Origin of the sequence: Microcystis aeruginosa FD4 (genome assembly GCF_009792235.1) — a bacterium.
Lineage (GTDB): Bacteria > Cyanobacteriota > Cyanobacteriia > Cyanobacteriales > Microcystaceae > Microcystis > Microcystis viridis.
In genome coordinates this window covers 4820932-4843211 of the sequence record NZ_CP046973.1, presented here as the reverse complement: position 1 = coordinate 4843211, position 22280 = coordinate 4820932, and the positions used below count along the sequence as shown (strand labels likewise).

The following is a 22280-nucleotide window of genomic DNA, read 5'->3' as shown; positions in this document are numbered from 1 at the left end:
GGGATTGTTCCCCTCTCAGACTCAAAACTGATAACTGATAACTGATAACTGATAACTGATAACTGACAAGGCTGGTACTATATAATAAAAAACGCTCTTTAGTTAGATATTGAGAAAAACATGGAAGTTATTCCCGCTATTGATATTCTCGATGGCAAATGTGTGCGACTTTATCAGGGAGATTACCAACAATCGCAGGTTTTTAACGATAATCCCGCAATAGTGGCGCGAGAATGGGTCAATCAGGGGGCAACCAGATTACATTTAGTTGATTTGGATGGAGCCAAAGAGGGTAAATCGGTTAATTTGTCAACTATTGAAACAATTCTTAATGATATTGCCATTCCCGTACAGGTGGGGGGTGGACTGCGGGATGTAGAAACGGTGAGTAATCTCCTAAAAATCGGGGTAGAAAAGGCGATTGTAGGGACAGTAGCCGTAGAAAAGCCCAAATTAGTCAGCGAACTTTGTCAAAGCTTTCCGGGGCAAATAATTGTCGGTATTGATGCTCGCGATGGCAAAGTTGCCACCAGGGGTTGGTTAGAAACTTCCGCAGTAGATGCGATCGCACTCGGACAAGATATGGCAAAAAGAGGAGCCAGCACGATTATCTACACTGATATTCATCGAGATGGCACGCTTTCTGGCCCTAATCTGGCGGCTTTGCGAGAATTAGCCGAATCCGTCGAAATTCCCGTGATCGCCTCCGGGGGTATTAGTTCCCTGACGGACTTACTGAGTTTATTGTCTTTGGAACCTTTGGGAGTAACGGGAGTAATCGTGGGCCGCGCTCTTTATACCGGTGCAGTTAACCTCTCGGAAGCGATTAGTGCGATCGGATCAGGCCGTTGGCAGGATCTACCCCCGAATTTTTTCGCTTAACGGACTTGTTTGAGAGTATCCACCTGTTTATTGAACATATCGGTAAATAAGCTCAAAACAGTGCGATTTTCATTGACTTTGATGTTAACACTCACAGACATCCCCGATTGCAGCGGCAGAGTGGATTTATCTTTCAAAACTAACTCTTGACTGTTCAAGCTTACCCGGACGGGGAACCGATAAAAACGGTGAGTTTCGTCGGGGGGTAAAGCATCGGAACCGATCGAGATTACTTCTCCCTTGATATCGCCGTATTCACTGTAGGAAAAGGAATCAATGCGAATATCGGCCTTTTGTCCCACGCGCACAAAACCGATGTCTTGGTTAGTCACGTCCACCTCGGCCACTAAACAACCTTTAGCAGCATCTTTGACCTGGGTGGGACAGCCATCGGGAACAATTTTTAATAATGCTTCCGCTTGACTCGGTTGGGGAACAAATCCGGGCCGCGCCTTGAGATCAAAGACCACACCATCAATCGGGGCGGTAATTTTTTGATATTTAATCGTCTGTTGTGCTTGACTAATTTGACTGTCTAGTTCGGCAATGCGCTTGTTATTATCAATGATAATACGACTGATCTGACTATCGATTTCAGCGATCCGTTTCTGATTGTCCGCCATTTTATCGCGCACATCTTTTTCGGTGATTACTGTGGTATTAATCAGCTTTTCTCCCGCTTGGGAGATCAACACCGAATAACGCTTTTCTTCCTGTTCCAAACGGGAAATTTCGGCGATGCGGGTTTGTACTTCTTTCTCCTGTTTTTCTCGATCGATTTTGCCGTTAGCCTCTTGCTGCTGCAGTTCCTTCTGGCGATCAGTTACCGATTGTTTTTGTTTATTAATCTGATAACGGGCGATCGCTCCTTCTTCTCCCAAGGGTTCAATATCGTTAAGAATATTACGCTCGATATCCAAGCTTTCTTGGCCCTGCTTCATCGAATTGGCATTACGAGTTTTAATTTCTTCTAAGACTAAGCGATCTTTGATTAATTGCGAGCGGGCATCGGCCAACTGTACCTTGGTTTGGTTCAATTGTTTTTCTAATTGTTCCATTTCCAATCTAGCGGCCGCTTGTCGAGAATTGGCCTCCCGTCGGGCAGCCTCTAAACGGGCTAATTGCTCCCCTTCTAAAGCAGAGCTAGAAGCACCTTCACTGACCTGTGCTTGATAAAGTTGATTTTCTGCCACCAAAGCGGCACGATTACGGGCTAAATCGGCGATTTCGCTCGGTAATTTTAATTGAGCGATCGAACTCTCCACTTGTGCCGGTGTCAGATCCTGCGCCATTAAGAGACGATAGAATTGATTTTCCTTCTCGGCAGTGGCGCGAATTTTTTTCAAGGATTCTAACTGCACTTGCGAGGCACTAGAATCCATTAAAACCAGTACATCATCTTTGTTAACTCGATCGCCGTCTTTAACTTTAACTTCCTGTACTACCCCATTCACCGGTGCTTGTACTTCTTGCACTTTCCCCTGGGGTTTAAGTTGTCCTTGAGCGCCGACCACCTGCTCGATTTTGGCGAGCGCTGACCAAATTAAAGCGGCAGTGGTGACACTCATTAATGTCCAGATAATCGTCCGCGACCAAATGGGCGATTGTTTCAGGATCACCGATTGTTCTGGTGGGCTGAAAGTGGGTAAAGAAGGGGTAATACTTTTATTTTTCGTGGTAGTAGCCACGTTTTTACCCGCTTGGGTCAGTTCATCGCTTTTACCATTGCCGTTGCCCTTTTGACCGTTGTTAGAATTACCGTTCATGGAGATTCTCCTATATTTAGGGTTTGCTGAAAAAGTTTTTCGTGGGTGTAGGGTGTGGGGTGTGGGGTGTGGGGTGTGGGGTGTTGGGGTTTTGGGGTATTAGTTGAAACTTCCCCATTTCCCCATTTCCCCATTTCCCTATCCCCTATCCCCTAATCCCTGTTCCCTGACTGACTAGATTTGCGAATCCTGTTGTTTATAGAGAGTATAGTAAAGGCCTTTTTTGGCCATTAATTCCTCGTGGGTGCCTTCCTCCGCTACTGTCCCTTTATCCATCATGACAATAATATCGGCGGATTTGATCGAAGCTAAACGATGGGTAATAAAGAAGACCGTATGATCCTTAAAAGCTTGTTTGAGATTGATGCACACTTCCCGTTCGGTGTTATAGTCGAGGGCGCTGGTGGCCTCATCAAGAATGAGAATTTGCGGTCTTTGCAGGACGGAACGAGCGATCGCAACCCGTTGTCTTTGTCCCCCCGATAGGGATGCCCCCCGTTCACCGACGCGGGTATTATAGCCATTGGGTAGGGTCATAATAAATTCGTGGGCCGCGGCTGCTTTCGCTGCCGAGACAATTTCCTCCACAGTCGCATCGGGGTTAGTCAGGGCGATATTTTCCTGTACCGTACCGTCAAATAATAGGGTTTCTTGGGGAACCATGCCGATTTGACGACGCAGGGAATAGAGTTCCACTTTGTTGATATCATAGCCATCGATGAGAATCCGTCCCGATTCTGGTTCATAGAGACGGGCTAATAGTTTAGTAATGGTACTTTTCCCCGCGCCACTTTCTCCCACCAAAGCGACAAAAGTACCGGCGGGGAATTCTAAGTTGACGTTGTATAGTTGCAGGGGGCCGTGGGGATTGAAGCGGAAAGCGAGGTTTTCGTAGGTGACATTACCTTTAATTAAGGGCATGGGGATGTTTTGGCGATCGAGTTCCGCTTCTTGGGGAGTATCGACGATATCGGCCAATCTTTCCAGCGATAAGCCGGTTTCTTGGAAGTTTTGCCAGAGTTGGGTCAAACGCAGAATCGGCGAGGTAACGTAGGAAGCGATAATCCGGAAGGCGATTAATTGACCAAGAGTGAGTTTTCCGTCTAAAACTAGGGCTGCTCCCACCCACAGCACCAATAAACCTGATAATTGGTTGAAGAAGTGACTAAAGGAACCGGCCAAAGTTGAGGTCATTACCGTTTGAAAACCTTCGGCCACATAGCGTGCATAACGTTCTTGCCACTGCCAACGGGAACGCAATTCGATATTCTGTGCTTTTACTGTTTGAATTCCCGTCATCACCTCCACTAGATAGGATTGGGTTTCGGCGTTTCGTTCGGCTTTTGCTCGCAGTTGTCGCCGCACGATCGGTGCGAAAATGGCTGTGGAGAGAACTAAAATCGGCACGACTCCCAGGGCCCAGAAGGTTAGAATCGGGCTATAGATCAACATAACCACGATGTAGATAACCGAGAAAATGGCATCTAACACCACCGTTAGGGCTGTACCCGTTAAAAATTGCCGAATATTCTCTAATTCGTTGATTCTTGTCGAAATTTCCCCCACGGGTCGCCGTTCAAAGTATTTCAGGGGTAAGCGCAGCAGGTGATCGATAATTTCTGAACCGAGGGTCATGTCGATGCGGTTAGTGGTATCGACAAAGAGGGAAGTCCTCAAAAAGGTTAAAATTCCCTCAAAAACGGCAATTACTAACAGGAAAACCCCTAGGGTGTTCAGGGTTTCCGGGCTATTCTGCACGATCACTTTATCGATGATCACCTGAATCATCAAGGGATTGGCCAGGGCAAATAACTGCACGAAGAAAGAAGCAATAAAAACTTCTGTTAAGACTCGTTTATGTTTCTTGACAGAAGGCCAAAACCATGATAGGCCAAAACGCTGTTGCTGGGTGTGTTTGGTGGGTTTGAGCAGAATCACTTCCCCTTTTTCGCCCCAAGATTCCAGAAATTCGCTGGTTTTGCGTTTAATTATCCCCCTTTGGGGAACAGCGATCGTGGTTTCCCGTTGATTAATTTCGTAGAGGATAACGATGCTGTCTTGCCAGCGAATTAGGGCAGGAGGGTTGATATTGGGCAAGGAAGAAGCAGGTAAAGGCACTAATTGGCTATGGAGTCCCACTACCTCGGCCACAGCCCCACACAGGGGCAGGGAAAGGCTGCCGGTTCTTTGCAATTGATCGGCTAGGATGCGTTGGATCACGTCCTTGCGAAAGGGGATATTAAAATGTTTGCAGAGCATCTGAAAACAGGCACTCACCGCCTCTAATTCCGTTTTTCCCCCGAAAAACGGATATGACTTGCGGTTTTTCTGGACAGTTTTTTCAACGGGGAGATCGCTGGTGATGTCGCTTATTTTTCCCTGGGGGATATCGATGACTTGGGTGGGTTTATTTCCCTTAATAACTTGGGTTTCCCAGATATCATCCATTTCTGTTTCCGCGGCCGCTTCGGTTGCAACTGTCAAGAATTCGTCTAACTGAGCGGAGGAAAGACCTAATAAGCGGGTGTTAGTCAGATTATTCTGGGTGATAACTGTGCCGATAGGATAATTATCAGTATTTTCGCTGACTAACCAGAGATAATCATCGTTAATCTGGTCGTAGGACACACAAGCTTTGTTTAAAAGAGCCTGAGCAATTTCTTTCAGGTCCCCCCCACCCCAGGCCTGTTGATTAAGATAGGAGCCTAGGAGGGCATAAACTTCGGCGATCGAAGTTTGTTCAAAGAAATACTGCTTAAATTCTTGGTAATTATTGATTAAAGACCAAAAATCCTCTTCTTTTAAGGTTAAACAGATAGTGAATTCCGAAGAAGCAATCACCGTTTCACAGGGGGTAGCGCGCAGGAGACTGATCCACCCGAATAAATCCCCCGGCTGCAATTTAGCCAAAGTGACCGGCAGCGGATTGTTAACCCTAGCATCGTAACCCAAAAGTCTGGCCTCTCCCTCGTAGAGAAGGACGAGGTGAGAGGGTAAGCGGTCGCACTTGAGGATGGCATTGCCCATCTCATAGCGAAAGGGTTGTAATTTCTGACCGAGGGAACGTCTAACCTCGACGGGCAGGCAATCAAAGGGCTGTACAGTCTCCAGAAAGGCGGTAAAATCTAAAGTGGTATAACTCATTAGCTAGGTGAAAATTGACTAAGTTGGCAAATAATTGGGCGAAAAGACCGGGTACCCTGGTTTTCCAAGGAATGCTATATAACCGATACCTCCGCGCTATTGACTGGGGTTGATTCGGAGATCAATTTGACTGTTTGCATTTGAGTCATTAACCATTGTTGGAATAAATCATTGCGTAAGCGTTGACGGGTGGGAGGATCCAGTTCAGAGGATAAATATTTTTCTAACCGGACAATCACGACCCATTCTCCCACTTGCGTCGGTGGCCACAGTTGCCCCGGTTTACTGGCTTTGAGAATTTGCCCAATCTGGGGATGGGGGGAGCTCAGTTCCACCGGTCCGATTAGTCCTCCGGTTTCCGCTTCTGATCCTTGGGAGTATTTTTTGGCTAGTTCAGCGAAGCTATTTTCTCGATCCTGTATCCGGAAAAATAGTTCTTGGGCAATGCCGATATTTTTTGTCCGAATCAGCGAATAAACCACCTTATCCAATTGATTTTTGACTTGCAAGAAGTAGGATTCTACTTTGTTATCCCAAGTCTCCTGTTTAAATTTTTCCAATTTAATGTCCCGAAGAATTAGATATTCTAGTTGCTCGGAATCCATCCCGTTTTGTTGTAACCAAGATTTCATTTGTTCCTCGTTGGCAATTTGATTATTTTGATAGAAACGGGAATAGGCGGCGTTTCTTTCTTCGGGATTGCAGGTGATATTGGCGATCGCTTGCTCGACAATTACTTCCCGGATTAACTGCGGCAACATACCATATTTTGCCAAAAGAGGCAAGACCTCTGACTCGCTAATTTTTTGGTCGCCGATTTCAATAATTGAACTCATCGAAAATTTTGGTCTGAAACCCCGTCGTAGAACGACGGCTTTACTGTTAAATATTAACACATTTACGAAATATACGCTAAAATGTGAGACATGGAAAAAGCCTATTCTTACCGATTTTACCCCACACCAGAACAAGAGTCCCTATTGCGGCGCACTTTGGGCTGTGTAAGATTAGTTGACAATAAAGCTCTCCATACCAGAACACAAGCATGGTACGAAAGACAAGAAAGAGTAGGATATACTGAAACTTCTTCAATGCTAACCGATTGGAAAAAGCAAGAAGAATTAGACTTTTTAAACGAAGTTAGTTGTGTACCTTTACCACAAGGGTTAAGACATTTACAAACAGCTTTTACTAACTTCTTTGCTGGTCGTACTAAGTATCCTAACTTTAGGAAAAAACATCAAACATCTGAAGAAGTCGGGGAAATGTACCGACAAAGATGGCAGATAGAACTCTGTGGAAGTTCTTGAAAATACAGCTTAAACTTGACAACCTCATCACCAAAAATGAAAAGGGAATTCGGATACAAATCTATAGCTATATTATCGCCTACCTAATTTTACAATTAATTGATATTGCGGAATATTTTGAAAAAAGCTTATTAGATAAACTCCGCTATTTACAGAGTTTTATGGTTTTATGTTTTATGTGTCAACATATCAGCTATGTATACTGATTTAGTAAAATTGTCTATTCAATTTGAAAAATGGCGTTTTGGGGTTGTTATGTTGTTATGTTGTTATGTTGTTAAATGTAAAAATTTGTTGCAAAATTAAACATTTCTGATTGAGACAGTATTGACATCTGCCAGGGCTCTTCTCGACTTTGTGTGATAATCAGTGCTGATTATTCCTAGTAGTCTTGCTAGGCAAGGCTTTGAAGAATAGAACTCTTGCAAATTAATTATATGTTATAATGATGGGTTAACTAATTTTTTGGGGAAAATTAGTTAACCAGTACATTCGTCCTGAATGAAAACTTGAAGTTTAACTTTTAACTCAAAACTCTTTAGAGCTGCTTTAATTTGGTTATCAAAACCTCTTTATTTAAGCGGCACAAACTATCTCAATTATAAAAATTGAGAATAAATTCTCCTTGACTTGATTAATCTTTAGGCAACTTTTAAGAAGCTGCTATACCTATCCCTAACTCACAGTTATAAATAGCCGCCAACAGGTTAACTCTTAAACTATATCTTCGACGACGATTCCGATATTTACAGGATAAGATTTTCAAGGTTTTGAGTTTCCTATTTATAGGTTCAATGATAATCCTTTCTTTGGCTAAAGCCTTGTTATACTCTTTTTATAACTCTGTTAATTTTCTATTTTTCGATTTCTTTTTCGGTGTATAACTATTACTATGGTATGCAGCTATTCCCTGATAACCACTGTCTTCTATGCTGGTAGTTAAAGGATGAAAACGAACTCGACTTTTTTTAAATAAACTAAAATCATGACCTCTACCTTTCCCACAAAAGACACAGATAATTTCCTCGGTATTTTGAGCAGCTACTAATTGGGATTTTCAAGTATGATAACCTCTTTTACCCCCAAAAAATCTTTCTGTTTCTTTTGGGGGCGTTCAATGGGAGTTTCCGTTACATCCATTACCGTTACGACCGGTATCTCGGCTTGATTTAGTAAAGCTTTTTTTCCTTTTAAACGGAAGTTTCCCGATTGTAAAAGCATTTTTTCCGTCTTATTTACAATCCGACATATAGTTGATTCTGATAGTTCCCAGCTTGTACCAATGTGAAAATATGTTCTATATTCTCGCCAATATTCTAACGTTACTAAAACTTGTTCTTCTATAGATAGTTTAGGTTTCGGTCCCCTTTTAGATGGTGAATTAGAGTCGGCTTCAACACTTTTTACTGATTCTACCATCTTTCTATATGTTTGTTTATACACACCGAAACGGCGTTTGAACTGTTCAGCTGATAAGTTTTGATCATCCATATTTTTGCTAATAAATATAGCAAAAGTATAGATGATTTCCTGACCTAAGATCACATTTTATTCTTTTTTCAACTTCCATCTAAAAATCGAGAAAAAAGCAAAACCCTCCATTATACCATAAAAAAATTACGCAAGAGGTCTAATGGAGATGGTCATTTAGATTTGGTAATTGGTGCGCCTAATGCTGCGGTTGGGAGTGGGAGTAGTCCAACTTCTAATCTAGGTAAAGTTTATGTAATATTCGGGGGAAAAAGTTCTTTACCTTCCAGTTTAGCCTCTATTCAAGCCGGTCAAGGTGTCACTTTTGAAGGGGTACTCACTTCGGGACAAGCAGGTTGGGCTGTTGCTAATGGGGGAGATGTTAACCAAGATAATATTAATGACTTACTCATCGGTGCGCCCTTTGCTTATGGTAATGCTGGTAGTGCCTATATTGTCTTTGGGAGTAAAAATGCCTTTAGTGCGGGCGGTGCAATTTATCTCGATCCTAATCTGACGGATTCTCGCGTTTTCCAATATCAAGGAGTGGCTAATCCTCTTAATAATAGTAATCCTTCTAATTCGGGTAATGTCGGTCAAACTCTTAATGGGATTGGTGATATTAATGGGGATTACGGCTCGGCTACAGGAGGAGATGACATTATTTTAGGCGCGCCTAGTAGTAATGATGGTAATGGTCATGGTGAAGCTTATGTGGCGATTGGCCATCCTTGGTTACAGGGCGGACTATCTTTAAATGTCAATGACCTGCGTAGTGATAATGGCTTTATTTTAGTCAATAAATATCCCGGTGTTTCTGTGGGGGATGTTAATGGAGATGGTTTTGATGATTTTGTCAATAGTGGGTCATCGTCGCAGGGAAATCAACTGACTATAGGAGCCAGCACCCTAACAAATGTTAGCACTCCACGAACCTACACCCTTACTGCTAATGACAATAATTTACCTTCTACTAATGTAATCTCCTCTCCTAGCACTGCTTTAATTGCTCATGGGGATTTTAACGCGGATGGTTATGAAGATATTGCTCAAGGTAGTATTAATAACACAAATGGTCAAACAACAGAATTGCTGGTCAATATGGGCAATAGCATCACAAGTAATGTGATTGCGGGCCAGTTGTTGAATTCTTTTACTATCCCTGAAGGTTTTTTATCCAATTCCATTTATCAAACCTGTGCAGGAGATATTAATGGTGATGGTTATGATGACTTAGTAATACTAAACCAGCTTAATCCTGACGGACCTAATCCACATAACGATTACGATTATCAAATTCATTATTTCTTGGGTTCAGCGAATGGGTTGAGTTCCCAATTCCAGACTTATGATCCTGGTTATTTGTCTGCGTCCTCTCAGGTGACACCGCCTGGAATTGGATTAGCGGATATTAACGGCGATGGAATCTCAGAAATTCTCACCATTAATTACACGCTTACTCCCTCAGGTAGCGAACTACAACCATCTGTAGAACTGCAAACACAGGTTAAGGCTTATCAGTTCAATAACAGCACTCAGCAGCCACTTTCTGAGATATCCTTGAGTTTTCTCACACAGCCTTGGACAGATGAGAGTAGTTGGTTTGAGGATGAGGTTGACTTTAATGCAGGGTTTATCAACTCTTCTATTACGTCTGGTGACTTTAATGGAGACAGTATTGAGGATACATTAGTGTCTTTTGTTCAAACTTCTTGGTCAAACCGAGGCTATGGAGAACAATCCTATCCCATCGCCCATTCTACCATTTTGTATGGTACGGGCAAAACTAGCAACTTTGGACAGTTTCAAACAAACTTTGATTATTTTATCCCGTATCCCGCTCCCTCCATGTACCCTCTTTCTCCTGCTGTTGCAGTGGGAGATATGAATGCTGACGGTTTTGACGATATTCTTTTTGATCAGTACGATGGTTATCATCAAGGTTACATCCAATTAGGCTCAACAGAGATTACACCCTCTACGCCTACAACCCCCCCCCAATACCAGTCCTAATATTAATAATCTTGTTCTGGGTGCTAGTCCAAATCAGATTCCCATTCAAGGCTTACCTAATCGGTCACTATCTTATCAAACTAATACGGGTGGGGATGTCAATGGTGATGGTTATCAGGATATTTTGATTACTGATACGAGCAATTATGACTTAACTTATGTCGTTTATGGTCAAGATTGGTTAACAGTAGATGAGCAAAATAGTAGCAATCAAACCTTTACCTTTTTTGACGGAACGAATGGCAATGATGTCTTTACTATTCCCGACAATGTTACCACTCCTAAGATAGTTTTGCGTGGACAAAATGGCGATGACTTTATGTTAATTCCCACCGCTAATACCTCACAAATTTATGCCTTTGGTGGGGAAGGAGATGATCAAATTGGCTTAGGTGGTGAGTACGGAACTGATAGTAAAACTATCGGTAATATTGATGGCGGTGGTGGTTTTGATACTATCTTCATTCCCCAAACAGTCGGCCAACAAACCAGGCTTTATTTAGATGCTAATGCTGGTCATCTGTTTAATATTGAAGCTGTTGATATTGGCTACAATAATTCCGTTCAATTTAATCAGTCTAGCCTGCTGCAAATGCTCGATGGCAATAAAAAGCTATTCATTAATGGTGCTTCTCCTTCAAGTGCTTATTACTCCGATCCTTCCACTGTACCTTGGACAAAATTAGGCTCTGATACCCATGATGGAGCAGTTTATGAAATTTATGGCATTACAAATACCGCCATTGAGGTCTGGATTCAACAGGGAATTAACTTTACTCCCCTAAATAATACTGCACCAAGTGTCCAAAATCCGATCGCCGATCAAACCGTCATAGAAGATATCCCCTTCAACTTACAAATTTCTGATAATACCTTTTTTGATCCTGATCTCAACGATATCCTGACTTATTCAGCTACCCTCAGTAACGGCGATGCTTTACCCAGTTGGTTAAGCTTTAACCCAACAACCCAAACTTTCAGTGGAACTCCTGCTTACCAAGATGTTGGTAATCTGAATTTGAAGGTAACTGTAACTGATAAACCGGGAGCAAGTGTTAGTACAAACTTCACCCTACAAGTGTTTCACCCAATATTAGTTCCCTCTGGTAGTAGTGTGATTCAAGGAACCCCAACAAATGATCGCATCGATGCTTTGGGTAAATCCGGTACTTACCGCTTAGAAAGTGGTGCTGGTGATGACTTGTTAATCGGTTCCAACCAACGAGATGTTCTCAACGGTGGAAGTGGTAATGACAGTCTCTATGGTGAGGGAAATACAGATAAACTCTACGGAGACGAAGGAGATGATCTACTTGATGGTGGCTTAGGTTCAGATTTCCTCTATGGCGGTGCGGGTGCTGATAGCTTCGTTCTCAAGTCAGGAAATGGTAGCGATCGCATTCTTGATTTCAACTCTGCTCAAGGCGATAAATTGGCTCTCAGTGGAATCAACTTCGGACAGTTAAGCTTTAACAGCAACCAAATTCTTTTGGGAACTGAAGTCTTAGCTTATGTTACTGACAATCTCGGTAATTCCCTCACGGCATTTAACACTCATCCTGAATGGTTTGTTTCTCTCTAATTACTCACCAAATAATCCAAATTTAGCGCAGATAAATAATATGAAAATCAACCGACCCAACTTGCTCTTAGCTGCTACAACAACCCTACTTGTTAGTAGCTTCTCAACCGCCATACCAGTTCAAGCACTGACTTGGACTATTAATAATGGTTCTCTGGCGGGAACTAATCCGATTACTGGTAGTTTCACCATCGACAATGAAAATAGTGCAACTCCTAGTCTTACTTTTAGTAACATTATAATTGGCCTTCTCAATTTCACGAAGGCTGACTTAGTTAACATTAGTTTAGCTAATCCTACTGGGAGTGGTATAGAATCTATTGATTGGGTTAATGGCTCTAATACTCTCTAGTTTTTAACTCTCCCTTTTTAACGACAGCAGGAGGGACAGTTACTTTCAATGATGTTGTCAGTGATTTTAATGGTGATATCGTCAGTGGTTCTGTTACAGCTGCATCAAATCCCCCAACTACCGTCCCCGAACCTAACTTGAGCTTGGGACTGATTGCTTTTGGTACACTGCTAGTGGTCAGATCAAGATTTAATTAGGGTTTGCTGAAAAAGTTTGTTGGTGGGGTTAGGAGTCAGTAGCTTGTCGTCGGTCGTCGGGAGGGGAAGTCAGAATCACAGAATGACCTCGCACGTCTGGAAGCGGAACCCTTCGAGATCAAAGAGCGAAAGTGCAAGGGTTTTGAGTTCCTATAACGTTTGTTTCTGGCACTTTTCTTGACCAAAAAATCCCTAAACCCTTTTCTAGCAAGGCTTTTAACCCTAAGTAGGTGGGTGGAATTAAATATAAGATGAACGTAGGTTGGGCTTCGGCCGTGAGCTTTTGCCGAACGGTTGAAGCATGAAACCCAACGTCCGCCAATGTTACGAAGTGCGCTATATCAGTAACTTAACTGAGGAGAGCCTTGATATTCTTCAATATTTTTCAATATATTGCCAAAATTACTATCGAGTAAGTTGAGACATCAAATTTAGAAAATTCAGTTTAAGCCAATCCAAGAAAAAACTTTTTCCTCGAAAAGTGTCCGATAAATTAGGTCACTTTAGTTTAACCATGTCTAACTTAAGCGACTCTTGCTTCTCTCAAATTATTCTTAGTGAAGTCGGATGTAAAAATTCTCTAATCTCAACAAATTTTGTCGGTTCAATCAGTTTTTCTCGGTGGGGTTATTGCGACTTAATCATAAAGGGCGGAAAGTGGGCTATAATAACCCTTTTCTCTACATTGGCGGAAAATTTTTTGATTTATGCAAGAGATCTAATGATAAGATATAGGTATGGCTGCCTTGGAGAGGTGGCAGAGTGGTCGATTGCGCTCGACTTGAAATCGAGTAACCAGCAATGGTTCGTGGGTTCAAATCCCACCCTCTCCGTACTCAACCAATTAAATTTGGACTCAGGTTGCCCGATTGTTCGTAGAGAGGGGAAATTGACACTCCCATCGCAGTAAGCGCTTCGGGATTCTTGGTTCATCGAGATTCCTTAATCTGGCAGGACGTATCCAACATTCACCAGAGGGAATCCCTCCCCAAGGGTGAGTTCCGCTATGTCCTAACGTACTTAGGGTCTGCTGAAAAAGTTTGTTGGTGGGGGTAGGAGTCGGTCGTCAGTAGCCGGTCGTCAGTAGCCGGTCGTTTCAGGCTTTGTTGCCCTGGTTTTTTGTACCAAGCTATGTACTACAAGAAGGATAATGCCAGGTTTTTGAAAGTCCCAATCCTATTTTCGCAGCACTAACATCGGATTTTAATAGGTCAAAAGCCTTATTTTCAAAGGGTTTTACCATTATTCAGCCAGCCCTAAATAATCAAAGGGTGAGCATGGCCCACCCTTGCTAATTAAGCAGTTACTACCTGGGAAGCTAACCGTTTAAAGGTCAATCTTTCATCGGCCACATCGACAAAAATCGTGTCTCCCCCTTTGAATTCGCCGCGCAGAATTGCCTTAGCGATCGGAGTTTCCACATATCTTTGCACTGCCCGTTTCAGGGGTCGCGCACCGTAGACTGGATCGTAACCAATTTCTGCTAGATAATCCAGGGCAATATCGGCAAGTTTCAGGGCTAATTTTTGTTCCATCAAGCGCTCACTGAGATTGGCTACCTGTAGTTTGACAATCGATCGCAGTTGCGCTTTTTGTAAACTATGGAAAATGATCGTTTCATCGATACGATTGAGGAATTCGGGACGGAAACTATTCCGCATTGCTTCCATTACCCGCGCCTGCATTTCTTCGTAACGAGACTCATCACCAGCCACGTCTAAAATGTATTGAGAACCGATATTACTGGTCATAATAATGATTGTATTTTTGAAATCAACCAGATGACCTTGAGAGTCGGTTAAGCGCCCATCGTCAAGGATTTGTAACATAACGTTAAAAACGTCGGGATGGGCTTTTTCAATCTCATCAAAGAGGATGACAGAGTAGGGACGACGCCGGATTGCCTCGGTTAATTGTCCCCCTTCATCGTAGCCGACGTATCCCGGAGGCGCGCCCATGAGACGGGAAACGCTGTGTTTTTCCATGTATTCCGACATATCGATGCGAACTAGAGCCTCTTCCGTGTCAAAGAGATTGCGCGCTAAAGCTTTCGCCAATTCTGTCTTACCAACACCCGTGGGACCCAGGAAAATAAAACTGGCCGTGGGACGGTTGGGATCCGATAAACCAGCGCGGGAACGTTGAATCGCTTCGGCTACGGCTGTGACCGCTTCCTCTTGACCGATGACACTTTCGTGTAATTCGTCTTCCAGATTGAGGAGTTTTTCCTTTTCCGATTCGATTAATTTATTGAGAGGAATTCCCGTCCATTTCGAGATAATTTCGGCGATATCCGATTCGAGAACTTCTTCCCTTAATAAACTTTTGCCAGTGGTTTGTTTGTCGGCTAATTGGGTTTCTAGGGCGGACATTTGCCGCTGCAGATCGGTTAATTTTCCGAACTTTAATTCCGCAGCGCGATTATAATCATAATCTCGTTCGGCCTGTTGGATTTCCAGATTAACTTGTTCGATCGCTTCTTTAACCCCACGAACTTTATCGATAATCTCTTTTTCCCCTTGCCATTGGGCATTTAATCCCGATTGTTCTTCCTTGAGGTTAGCCAGTTCTTTTTCTAACTTTTCTAACCGTTCTCGCGAAGCTGGATCATATTCCCGTTGTAGAGAAAGTTTTTCCATTTCTAACTGGAGAATTTTGCGATCAATTTCATCGAGTTCTTCTGGTTTAGAGGTGATTTCCATCTTCAATTTGGCCGCCGCTTCATCAACTAAATCAATGGCCTTATCGGGCAAAAAGCGATCGCTAATATAACGATTAGAAAGCAGTGCCGCTGCCACTAAAGCATTATCGGCAATTTTCACCCCATGATGCACCTCATAACGTTCTTTAAGACCGCGAAGAATCGAAATAGTATCGACCACATTCGGTTCATCCACTAAAACCTCTTGGAAGCGTCTTTCTAACGCCGCATCTTTTTCGATATATTTGCGGTATTCATCGAGGGTAGTAGCCCCAATACAACGCAATTCACCCCGGGCTAACATCGGTTTTAATAAATTGCCCGCATCCATTGCCCCTTGAGTGGCTCCCGCACCGACAACGGTATGTATTTCATCAATAAACATGATGATATTGCCTTGGGAATCGGTGACTTCCTTGAGGACAGCTTTTAATCTTTCCTCAAATTCTCCGCGATATTTTGCTCCCGCAATTAAGCCGCCTAAATCGAGAGAAATGAGAGTACGATCTAACAAAGATTCTGGCACATCACGGTTAATAATCCGCTGGGCTAATCCTTCGACAATGGCCGTTTTTCCTACTCCCGGTTCCCCGATTAAAACCGGGTTATTTTTAGTCCGACGCGAGAGAATCTGAATCGTGCGACGGATTTCGTCATCCCGTCCAATTACGGGGTCTAATTTTCCTTCCCGTGCCAATTGGGTCAGATCCCGTCCGTATTTTTCTAGGGCCTCATATTTGCCTTCTGGATTCTGATCGGTCACTTTTTGACTACCTCTAACTTGTTGAATAATTTCCTTGAGTTTGCTTTCGGTAAGTCCGAATTCTTGAAAAATATTTTTACCGAAGCGATCATCTTTAGCGTAACCTAAAATCAAATGCTCGATCGAGATAAAGTCATCTCCAAATTCTCGGCGATAATTTTCCGCTCGATCGAGTAAACTATCTAAACTACGACCTAAATAAATCGAGTCGCCGGGGTTAGATATTTTCGGTTGACGACGGATAAAGTCATCGGTTCGATCCCGCAAACGGGCTAGACTAATATTAGCTTTACTAAAGACACTGCCCGCTAATCCCTCCTGTTCAAGAAGGGCTTTCATTAGATGTTCGCTTTCGATTTGTTGCTGGCTGTTCTGTTTGGCAATGTCCGGCGTTTTGACGATTGCCTCCCAAGCTTTTTCCGTAAATTGTTGTGGATTGGTTGGCTGCATTTTCTATAAGAGATTACTTTTATACCCTAGAGACTATTCTAGATTGACCGGTGTGTTGGCTCCTAGGGGCTTACCGTACCTAGTTAAGGGGGATTTCCCCTCAATGGTGCGATTTAAGAGGCTAAAGTTCACAGTTTATAAGCTGTCAGGGATTTAAACTGCGTCTTGGAAATTTTAGTACAAATGGTCAAACTCTCAACCAAGCTAAAATCTTAATTATTAAAGATGTCCACTGATTACTGATTACTGATTACTGTTCACTGATGACTGATCCTAAATCCAGTTATTAAAAACTGATTATTTATTCTCCGTTTTGCCTTTTGCATGAGTAGAAAACGGGTTTCTCAAAGAAACCCGTTTTCTGTGAGTTACTCAACGGATTTGGTATGATTACTACTCACTGATTACTGTTCACTGATGACTGATTACTGATGACTGATTACTGATTACTGATTAACGCTCACCCTAAAATACTCTCTAAGCGATTAAAGATTTAACTTTACTAATGATACCAACTGGGTCAATACCTTGGTGGGGAAATTGTTCCCATAAACCGCCACAACCTTCGTGGTGAGTACCGATGTAGGCGTATTTAGGAGTTAAACCGCGTTCGAGTAACCAAGAACCATAACGGCTACCTAAACCCGTACGACGGTTAAATGCTTCTACTACTAAAACAAAGGGAGAATTACCAACTTTAGCGATAATTTCTTCATCCACCACATTGAGAGTCGGTTTATTAATTAAACCCACGTCAATACCCTCTTGTTTTAGGCGTTCCACTGCATCTAAAGCGCGGTATAAACCATCTCCAAAGCTGATGATATAACCAGCAGTGCCTTCCCGAATCACTTCATCTTTTCCGGGGACAAAGGTGTAACCATCGCCAAAGAAATTATTACCGTTAGTATCAAGAATATTGGGAGTTTTAGAACGAGTCGAGAAGATAAAACGTAAACCGGGTTGATGGAAAGTTGCCTCGACACAAGCGGTCATTTGTGCCGCATCGGCCGGAAAATAAAGACGGGTTTCGTAACCGTCATCAAGTCCATTATCGGCAAAGAAATTATTCAAACCAAAGTGACAGGTATTATCGGCCATGTCATCGATACCAGAATGGGAAAAATGACATAAAAGATTAGAATAATTCAAGCGGGCCATGGTGATTTCAGAAATACACATTTCTAGAAAAGCGGCAAAGGTGGCGAAAATTCCCTGTTTACCTTTTTCCATCCCAAAACCGGCGGCTGCCGAAAGATTGCCCCGTTCCATAATACCGGAAGGAATAAACACTTCGGGATGTTTATCGTGGATAATTTTCAGACCGCAGGAACCCTCTAAATCGCTATCTACTACTAATACCTTAGCCTTGCGTTCTTCCTCGCTCATTTTGCCTAAAAGACTGACTACTGCTTCGCCGAAAACGTTGCGGTTGGAACCCCATTTATCCCCAGAACCGAGGAATTTATAGTCATTAGAAGGCTTCTTAATACTGTTGAGATATTCCACGGCGGCGCTGTGTCCTTTTGCCTCTAAATATTTCAAAGCCAAGGGTACAGAAATAACATCATGACCGTGGTTAGAACCTTCTAAACCTTCAATACCGGGACACATGGGACGTTTATTAATAATCGCAATCGGGCCAGGAGTATTAATTGCTTCACAGATATTGCGATACAAACTATCGATATCTTCCCCATCTCCCACTAACACTTTTAGTCCATGGCCGGTGAGAGTTTTAGCCACATCATAACCGGGTAAATATTTGGAAGGATTACCGGCAATCGTCACATCATTATCATCAATAATCAGCTTAACATTGATGTGTTGAGCTACGGCTAAACGGGCAGCTTCCGCGTCATTGCCTTCCTGTTGAGAACCATCGGAACCTAAACAAAAAACGGTTTTTCCGGGGTTAGCTAAAGCGACACCGTTAACGTAGGGCCACATATGTCCTAAACGGCCAGAACTAAATTTGACACCGGGGGTTAATCCTAATTCCGGGTGTCCGGGGAGTTGAGAATTGGCCTCGCGGTAGTGCATTAATTGTTCCGGGGGTAAAGAACCTTCTAACGCAGACATGAGATATTGAGTACCGACGCGGTGTCCCGCTTCATCGAAGAAGATTGGTACAAATTGACTAGGTTGACTGCGGAAAAGAGCATCGAGAATCACCACTTCCGGGACGGTATCGTAGGGGCCGCCGGTGTGTCCACCCACACCCCGGGCCGCACCCGTGGCAGTAAAAAAGATGATAGCATCGCGACAAAGTTGAATATTGGCTTTTACGGCGCTTCTTTGCTCGTCGGTGAGGGTGGGGTTACTGGGGTCGAGACTGATGGGTTTATAGGCACTCAAATCGATGGGAAAGGTTGTCATCGTAGATTTTCCTTAATGTAGAGAAATAACTATAGTCAGGGAAATCATAGCCTAGAATGTCACCCGATCGATTGATTGAATAATTTCTTATCATTAATGTAGTCCCTAATACAAAAGTTTTACCCCTGCTGGGATAGCGTCCACGGTGCGGGACAGGGGAAATCTTAAAAAAGATACGGGAAAAAAAGCTGTTCTTGAGGGCAATAGTCCAGAATGGCAGCTAAGACCAAGTAAAAAGGGGAAAGGAAAAAGTAAAAAGGATAACCTAGGGATGAAGTATGCTCTGATTCTCAGTGGATGTTACTGCAATCTCTACCCAAAAAATCAGCCCATAATTAGCAAAAACTAGATTTTTCAAGGTAAAAACTATGTGTTTAGGCATACCGGGACAAATTACAGCAATTATTGATGAAAACCATCATCTCGCTCTCGTCGATGTCGGGGGTGTAAAAAGAGAAGTAAATATCGCTTGCATTGTTGATGAAGACCATCCCGCTAATACTTGTGTAGGGGATTGGGTATTAGTTCATGTGGGTTTTGCTATGAATCGAATCGATGAAGATGAGGCGCAAGAAACCTTGAATTTATTAACACAATTAGTGGAATTAGAGGCAGAATTTAATCATAATTAATGTTCTTAAGTAGTCCCATACTAAATTAATTATATTGTCTATCTCTAAGAAAGGTAAATTACGGCAATTATTACTGACAACCGACAACTAAAAATTATAATTAAAGGAGATAAACTATGAAATACGTTGATGAATTTCGTGATCCAGTTAAAGCGGCAGGATTAATTCAACAAATTGAACAATTATCGATAAGAATCTCTGAAAAGCGGGAAAAAGTTACTAAAATTATGGAGGTTTGTGGAGGTCATACCCACTCGATTTTCAGATACGGTATCGAGGCAATACTTCCGGAAACTATCGAATTAATTCATGGTCCTGGATGTCCCGTTTGTGTGATGCCGCGAGGTCGTTTAGATGATGCCATTTTTCTCGCACAACAACCGAACGTAATTCTGACAACTTTTGGTGATACTATGCGTGTCCCCGGTTCCCATTTAAGTCTGCTGCAAGCACGAGCAAAAGGTTGTGATATTCGCATGGTTTATTCTCCTCGCGATGCCTTAAAAATTGCCAGAGAAAATCTCGATAAAGAAGTAATATTTTTAGCATTAGGTTTTGAAACAACCGTTCCTAGCACCGCTTTAACTGTTTTAGAAGCCCAAAGAGATGGTATCACTAATTTTAGTTTATTTTCCAATCATGTGGTGATTATTCCCGCGCTGAAAGCTTTGTTAGATAACCCAGATTTACAGTTAGACGGTTTTGTTGGGCCTGGTCATGTTAGCATGGTAATTGGCACAGAACCCTATCAAGTTATTGCCCAAGAATATCACAAACCTGTGGTAGTTTCTGGGTTTGAACCCTTGGATATTCTCCAATCAATTTGGATGGTATTAAAACAATTAGATGAGCAGAGATGTGAGATCGAAAATCAGTACGATCGAGTGGTACAAAATCAAGGAAATAGAGTCGCTTTATCGGCAATCCAGCAAGTTTTTGAACTGCGAGATCAGTTTGAATGGCGAGGTTTAGGAGAAATTGCTCAAGGAGGGTTAAAAATGCGAGATGAGTACAGTAATTTTGATGCGGAGAAGAAATTTACTTTACCCAATCAGCGTGTTAAAGATCACAAAGCTTGTCAGTGTGGCGAAATTCTTAAAGGTGTTTTAAAACCCTGGGAATGTAAAGTATTTGCTACTGCTTGTACTCCCGAACATCCCATCGGTACTTGTATGGTTTCTAGTGAAGGTGCTTGTGCCGCTTATTATAAGTATGGCAGACATCGGTAAATTTTTTTACTGATTAGTTTCCTTTCCCGCGAGGAAACGCTAGAATTTTCAGAGAAAAATTTAACAATCTCTCGGTAATAAAAAAGATGAAAATCAAAAATAATCTGGGTTTATTTGGCTTAACCACCTCTCTACTGCTAATTATCGCTTCGGAAATCGTTCTTGCTTCTCAAGAACAAACCCTAGAACTGCAACCAAGTCAACCCCCCAGCGCCGATTTCTTCAAACCCGTCACCAATCTAATTAAAGATTTAAACCATCAGGGAGTAACTATCACCGATCCCAATGATCCCATGGCGGTGCGCTACCGAGTCAATACCCCCTGTCGCGGTTGTGCGGTTTATCTAGGCACGGGAGTTGCCAATCCTCGCACCCAGACTAATAATAATGGCATGGGAATCAATTTTGGTCTTGGTTTCACCATGCCTTTTTCACCCTAAATACCGATGACATATTTACGCCATTCGTGATTGTGATTCCCCCTGGTGTGCTTTAATAGCTCAAAGTGGAGACTGCTGTAGGGACGACGTGGCTGGGCGCGTAGGGACATATTGGCCTCTTTCGGTGTACGATTGCCCTTATGCACATTACAACGTACACAAGCCGCCACTAAATTTTCCCAGGTATCACCCCCTCCGCGAGAACGGGGAATCACATGATCGATGGTTAATTGTTCACCTCGGTAGAGACAGTATTGACAGGTATGATGGTCTCGTTCGAGAATATTACGACGGGTTAAAGGAATTTCCTTGTAGGGAACACGGACGTATTGCCTAAGACGGATAACAGAAGGTAGGGGTAAGTCACGACAAACCACTTTTCCGTTATGTTCTAGGGATTCAGCTTTTCCTTTCAACAACAAAACGATCGCGCGCCGCCAACTGGTTATATTTAGCGGTTCGTAGGAGGCATTCAACACGAGAACCTTGCTCATAGGTGTCTGGAGATCGCTTGAATTTACCCCGAATGGTAGCACAGATCACTGAGATTGGAACCTATTATTCTAAATCCGTGGCTCTCCTCGACTTTGTGTGATAATCGGTGCTTATCATTCGTAGGAGTCTTGCCAGACAAGGCTTTAAAGACTATATTTCCCGAAAATTATCGGCTGCATCTCCTATTTATGACTTTCCCTCACCTATGGTGAGCAGCAGCAGTTATTCAAAGAGGGCGAATGCAATTCGCCCCTACAATAATATGATTGCGCCAATGGTAGGGGCGCACCGCGTGCGCCCAAAATGTCCTCTAGATATTTCGACAAAATTGAGATGCACCCAAATTATCCCTATTCTTCTTCCTTTCACACAAAAACCAGAAGAGCCAATCCGTTGAGTATAGATCTGGTAGGGTGCGTGTTTGCGGCGATAATCTCTGACAAAAAAACAAATTAATAATCCGCGCCCCACGCAC

General features: G+C 42.8%; 14 protein-coding genes, 1 tRNA gene and 3 pseudogenes. 10 read left to right on the top strand and 8 right to left on the bottom strand.

The features are described from left to right. Nucleotides 1–120: 120 nt before the first annotated feature. Complete coding sequence (gene hisA / locus GQR42_RS24045) at nt 121–882, top strand: 1-(5-phosphoribosyl)-5-[(5-phosphoribosylamino)methylideneamino]imidazole-4-carboxamide isomerase (protein ID WP_158201898.1); 762 nt, start codon at nt 121–123, stop codon at nt 880–882. Here hisA and GQR42_RS24040 read toward each other — a convergent pair. From GQR42_RS24040 to GQR42_RS24025, 4 genes are all read right to left on the bottom strand, one after another. Next, nucleotides 879–2648 (bottom strand): HlyD family efflux transporter periplasmic adaptor subunit, encoded by a 1770-nt coding sequence (locus GQR42_RS24040; protein ID WP_158201897.1) that lies wholly within the window; start codon nt 2646–2648, stop codon nt 879–881. The two genes, hisA and GQR42_RS24040, sit on opposite strands and share 4 nt — an antisense overlap. Further along, complete coding sequence (locus GQR42_RS24035) at nt 2645–2782, bottom strand: hypothetical protein (protein WP_158201896.1); 138 nt, start codon at nt 2780–2782, stop codon at nt 2645–2647. Before GQR42_RS24035 ends, GQR42_RS24040 begins: the two co-directional genes overlap by 4 nt. 40 nt (nt 2783–2822) lie before the next feature. Continuing rightward, nucleotides 2823–5792 carry a peptidase domain-containing ABC transporter gene (locus GQR42_RS24030; protein ID WP_158201895.1) on the bottom strand — a complete coding sequence of 990 codons (2970 nt, stop codon included), beginning with the start codon at nt 5790–5792 and terminating at the stop codon, nt 2823–2825. A 74-nt stretch (nt 5793–5866) separates the two neighbouring features. Next, on the bottom strand, nt 5867–6628 hold the full coding sequence (locus GQR42_RS24025; protein ID WP_158201894.1) for a peptidylprolyl isomerase: 762 nt from the start codon (nt 6626–6628) through the stop codon (nt 5867–5869). A gap of 90 nt (nt 6629–6718) precedes the next feature. Between GQR42_RS24025 and GQR42_RS24020 the strand changes: the two are divergent. After that, nucleotides 6719–7036, top strand: a pseudogene (locus tag GQR42_RS24020) (helix-turn-helix domain-containing protein); the annotation flags it as partial. Between the two features lie 6 nt (nt 7037–7042). Beyond that, nucleotides 7043–7308 (top strand): annotated as a pseudogene (locus GQR42_RS24015) (transposase); the annotation flags it as partial. Nucleotides 7309–7754: 446 nt separating this feature from the next. On the opposite strand, the pseudogene GQR42_RS24010 reads toward GQR42_RS24015, so the two are convergent. Continuing rightward, nucleotides 7755–8611: pseudogene (locus tag GQR42_RS24010) on the bottom strand (IS5 family transposase). 144 nt (nt 8612–8755) lie between these two features. On the opposite strand from GQR42_RS24010, the gene GQR42_RS29195 reads away from it, so the two are divergent. From GQR42_RS29195 to GQR42_RS23995, 4 genes are all read left to right on the top strand, one after another. Then, nucleotides 8756–10585: an FG-GAP-like repeat-containing protein gene (locus GQR42_RS29195; RefSeq protein WP_233271150.1), complete on the top strand. Its 1830-nt coding sequence runs from the start codon at nt 8756–8758 to the stop codon at nt 10583–10585. A 124-nt stretch (nt 10586–10709) separates the two neighbouring features. Further along, complete coding sequence (locus GQR42_RS29190; RefSeq protein WP_233271149.1) at nt 10710–12167, top strand: putative Ig domain-containing protein; 1458 nt, start codon at nt 10710–10712, stop codon at nt 12165–12167. Nucleotides 12168–12207: 40 nt separating this feature from the next. After that, on the top strand, nt 12208–12519 hold the full coding sequence (locus GQR42_RS29185) for a hypothetical protein (RefSeq protein WP_233271148.1): 312 nt from the start codon (nt 12208–12210) through the stop codon (nt 12517–12519). A gap of 945 nt (nt 12520–13464) precedes the next feature. After that, nucleotides 13465–13549 (top strand) — tRNA-Ser (locus GQR42_RS23995). Between the two features lie 462 nt (nt 13550–14011). On the opposite strand, the gene clpB is transcribed toward GQR42_RS23995, so the two are convergent. Both clpB and GQR42_RS23985 read right to left on the bottom strand, forming a co-directional pair. After that, complete coding sequence (gene clpB / locus GQR42_RS23990) at nt 14012–16630, bottom strand: ATP-dependent chaperone ClpB (RefSeq protein ID WP_158201893.1); 2619 nt, start codon at nt 16628–16630, stop codon at nt 14012–14014. A gap of 477 nt (nt 16631–17107) precedes the next feature. After that, nucleotides 17108–19009 carry a transketolase C-terminal domain-containing protein gene (locus GQR42_RS23985; protein ID WP_158201892.1) on the bottom strand — a complete coding sequence of 634 codons (1902 nt, stop codon included), beginning with the start codon at nt 19007–19009 and terminating at the stop codon, nt 17108–17110. Nucleotides 19010–19377: 368 nt separating this feature from the next. On the opposite strand from GQR42_RS23985, the gene GQR42_RS23980 reads away from it, so the two are divergent. The 3 genes from GQR42_RS23980 to GQR42_RS23970 all read left to right on the top strand — a co-directional run bounded on the left by GQR42_RS23980 (nt 19378) and on the right by GQR42_RS23970 (nt 21310). Further along, the gene (locus GQR42_RS23980) at nt 19378–19641 is read left to right on the top strand and encodes a HypC/HybG/HupF family hydrogenase formation chaperone (RefSeq protein ID WP_158201891.1); all 264 of its coding nucleotides are present in this window, start codon (nt 19378–19380) and stop codon (nt 19639–19641) included. 116 nt (nt 19642–19757) lie between these two features. After that, a complete protein-coding gene (gene hypD / locus GQR42_RS23975; protein WP_158201890.1) occupies nt 19758–20870 on the top strand; it encodes a hydrogenase formation protein HypD in 1113 nt (370 codons plus the stop codon). 86 nt (nt 20871–20956) lie between these two features. Beyond that, nucleotides 20957–21310, top strand: coding sequence for a hypothetical protein (locus tag GQR42_RS23970; RefSeq protein WP_158201889.1), 354 nt, complete (start codon nt 20957–20959; stop codon nt 21308–21310). On the opposite strand, the gene GQR42_RS23965 is transcribed toward GQR42_RS23970, so the two are convergent. Beyond that, nucleotides 21307–21804 carry an HNH endonuclease gene (locus GQR42_RS23965; RefSeq protein WP_002785544.1) on the bottom strand — a complete coding sequence of 166 codons (498 nt, stop codon included), beginning with the start codon at nt 21802–21804 and terminating at the stop codon, nt 21307–21309. The genes GQR42_RS23970 and GQR42_RS23965 overlap by 4 nt on opposite strands. Nucleotides 21805–22280: the final 476 nt, after the last annotated feature.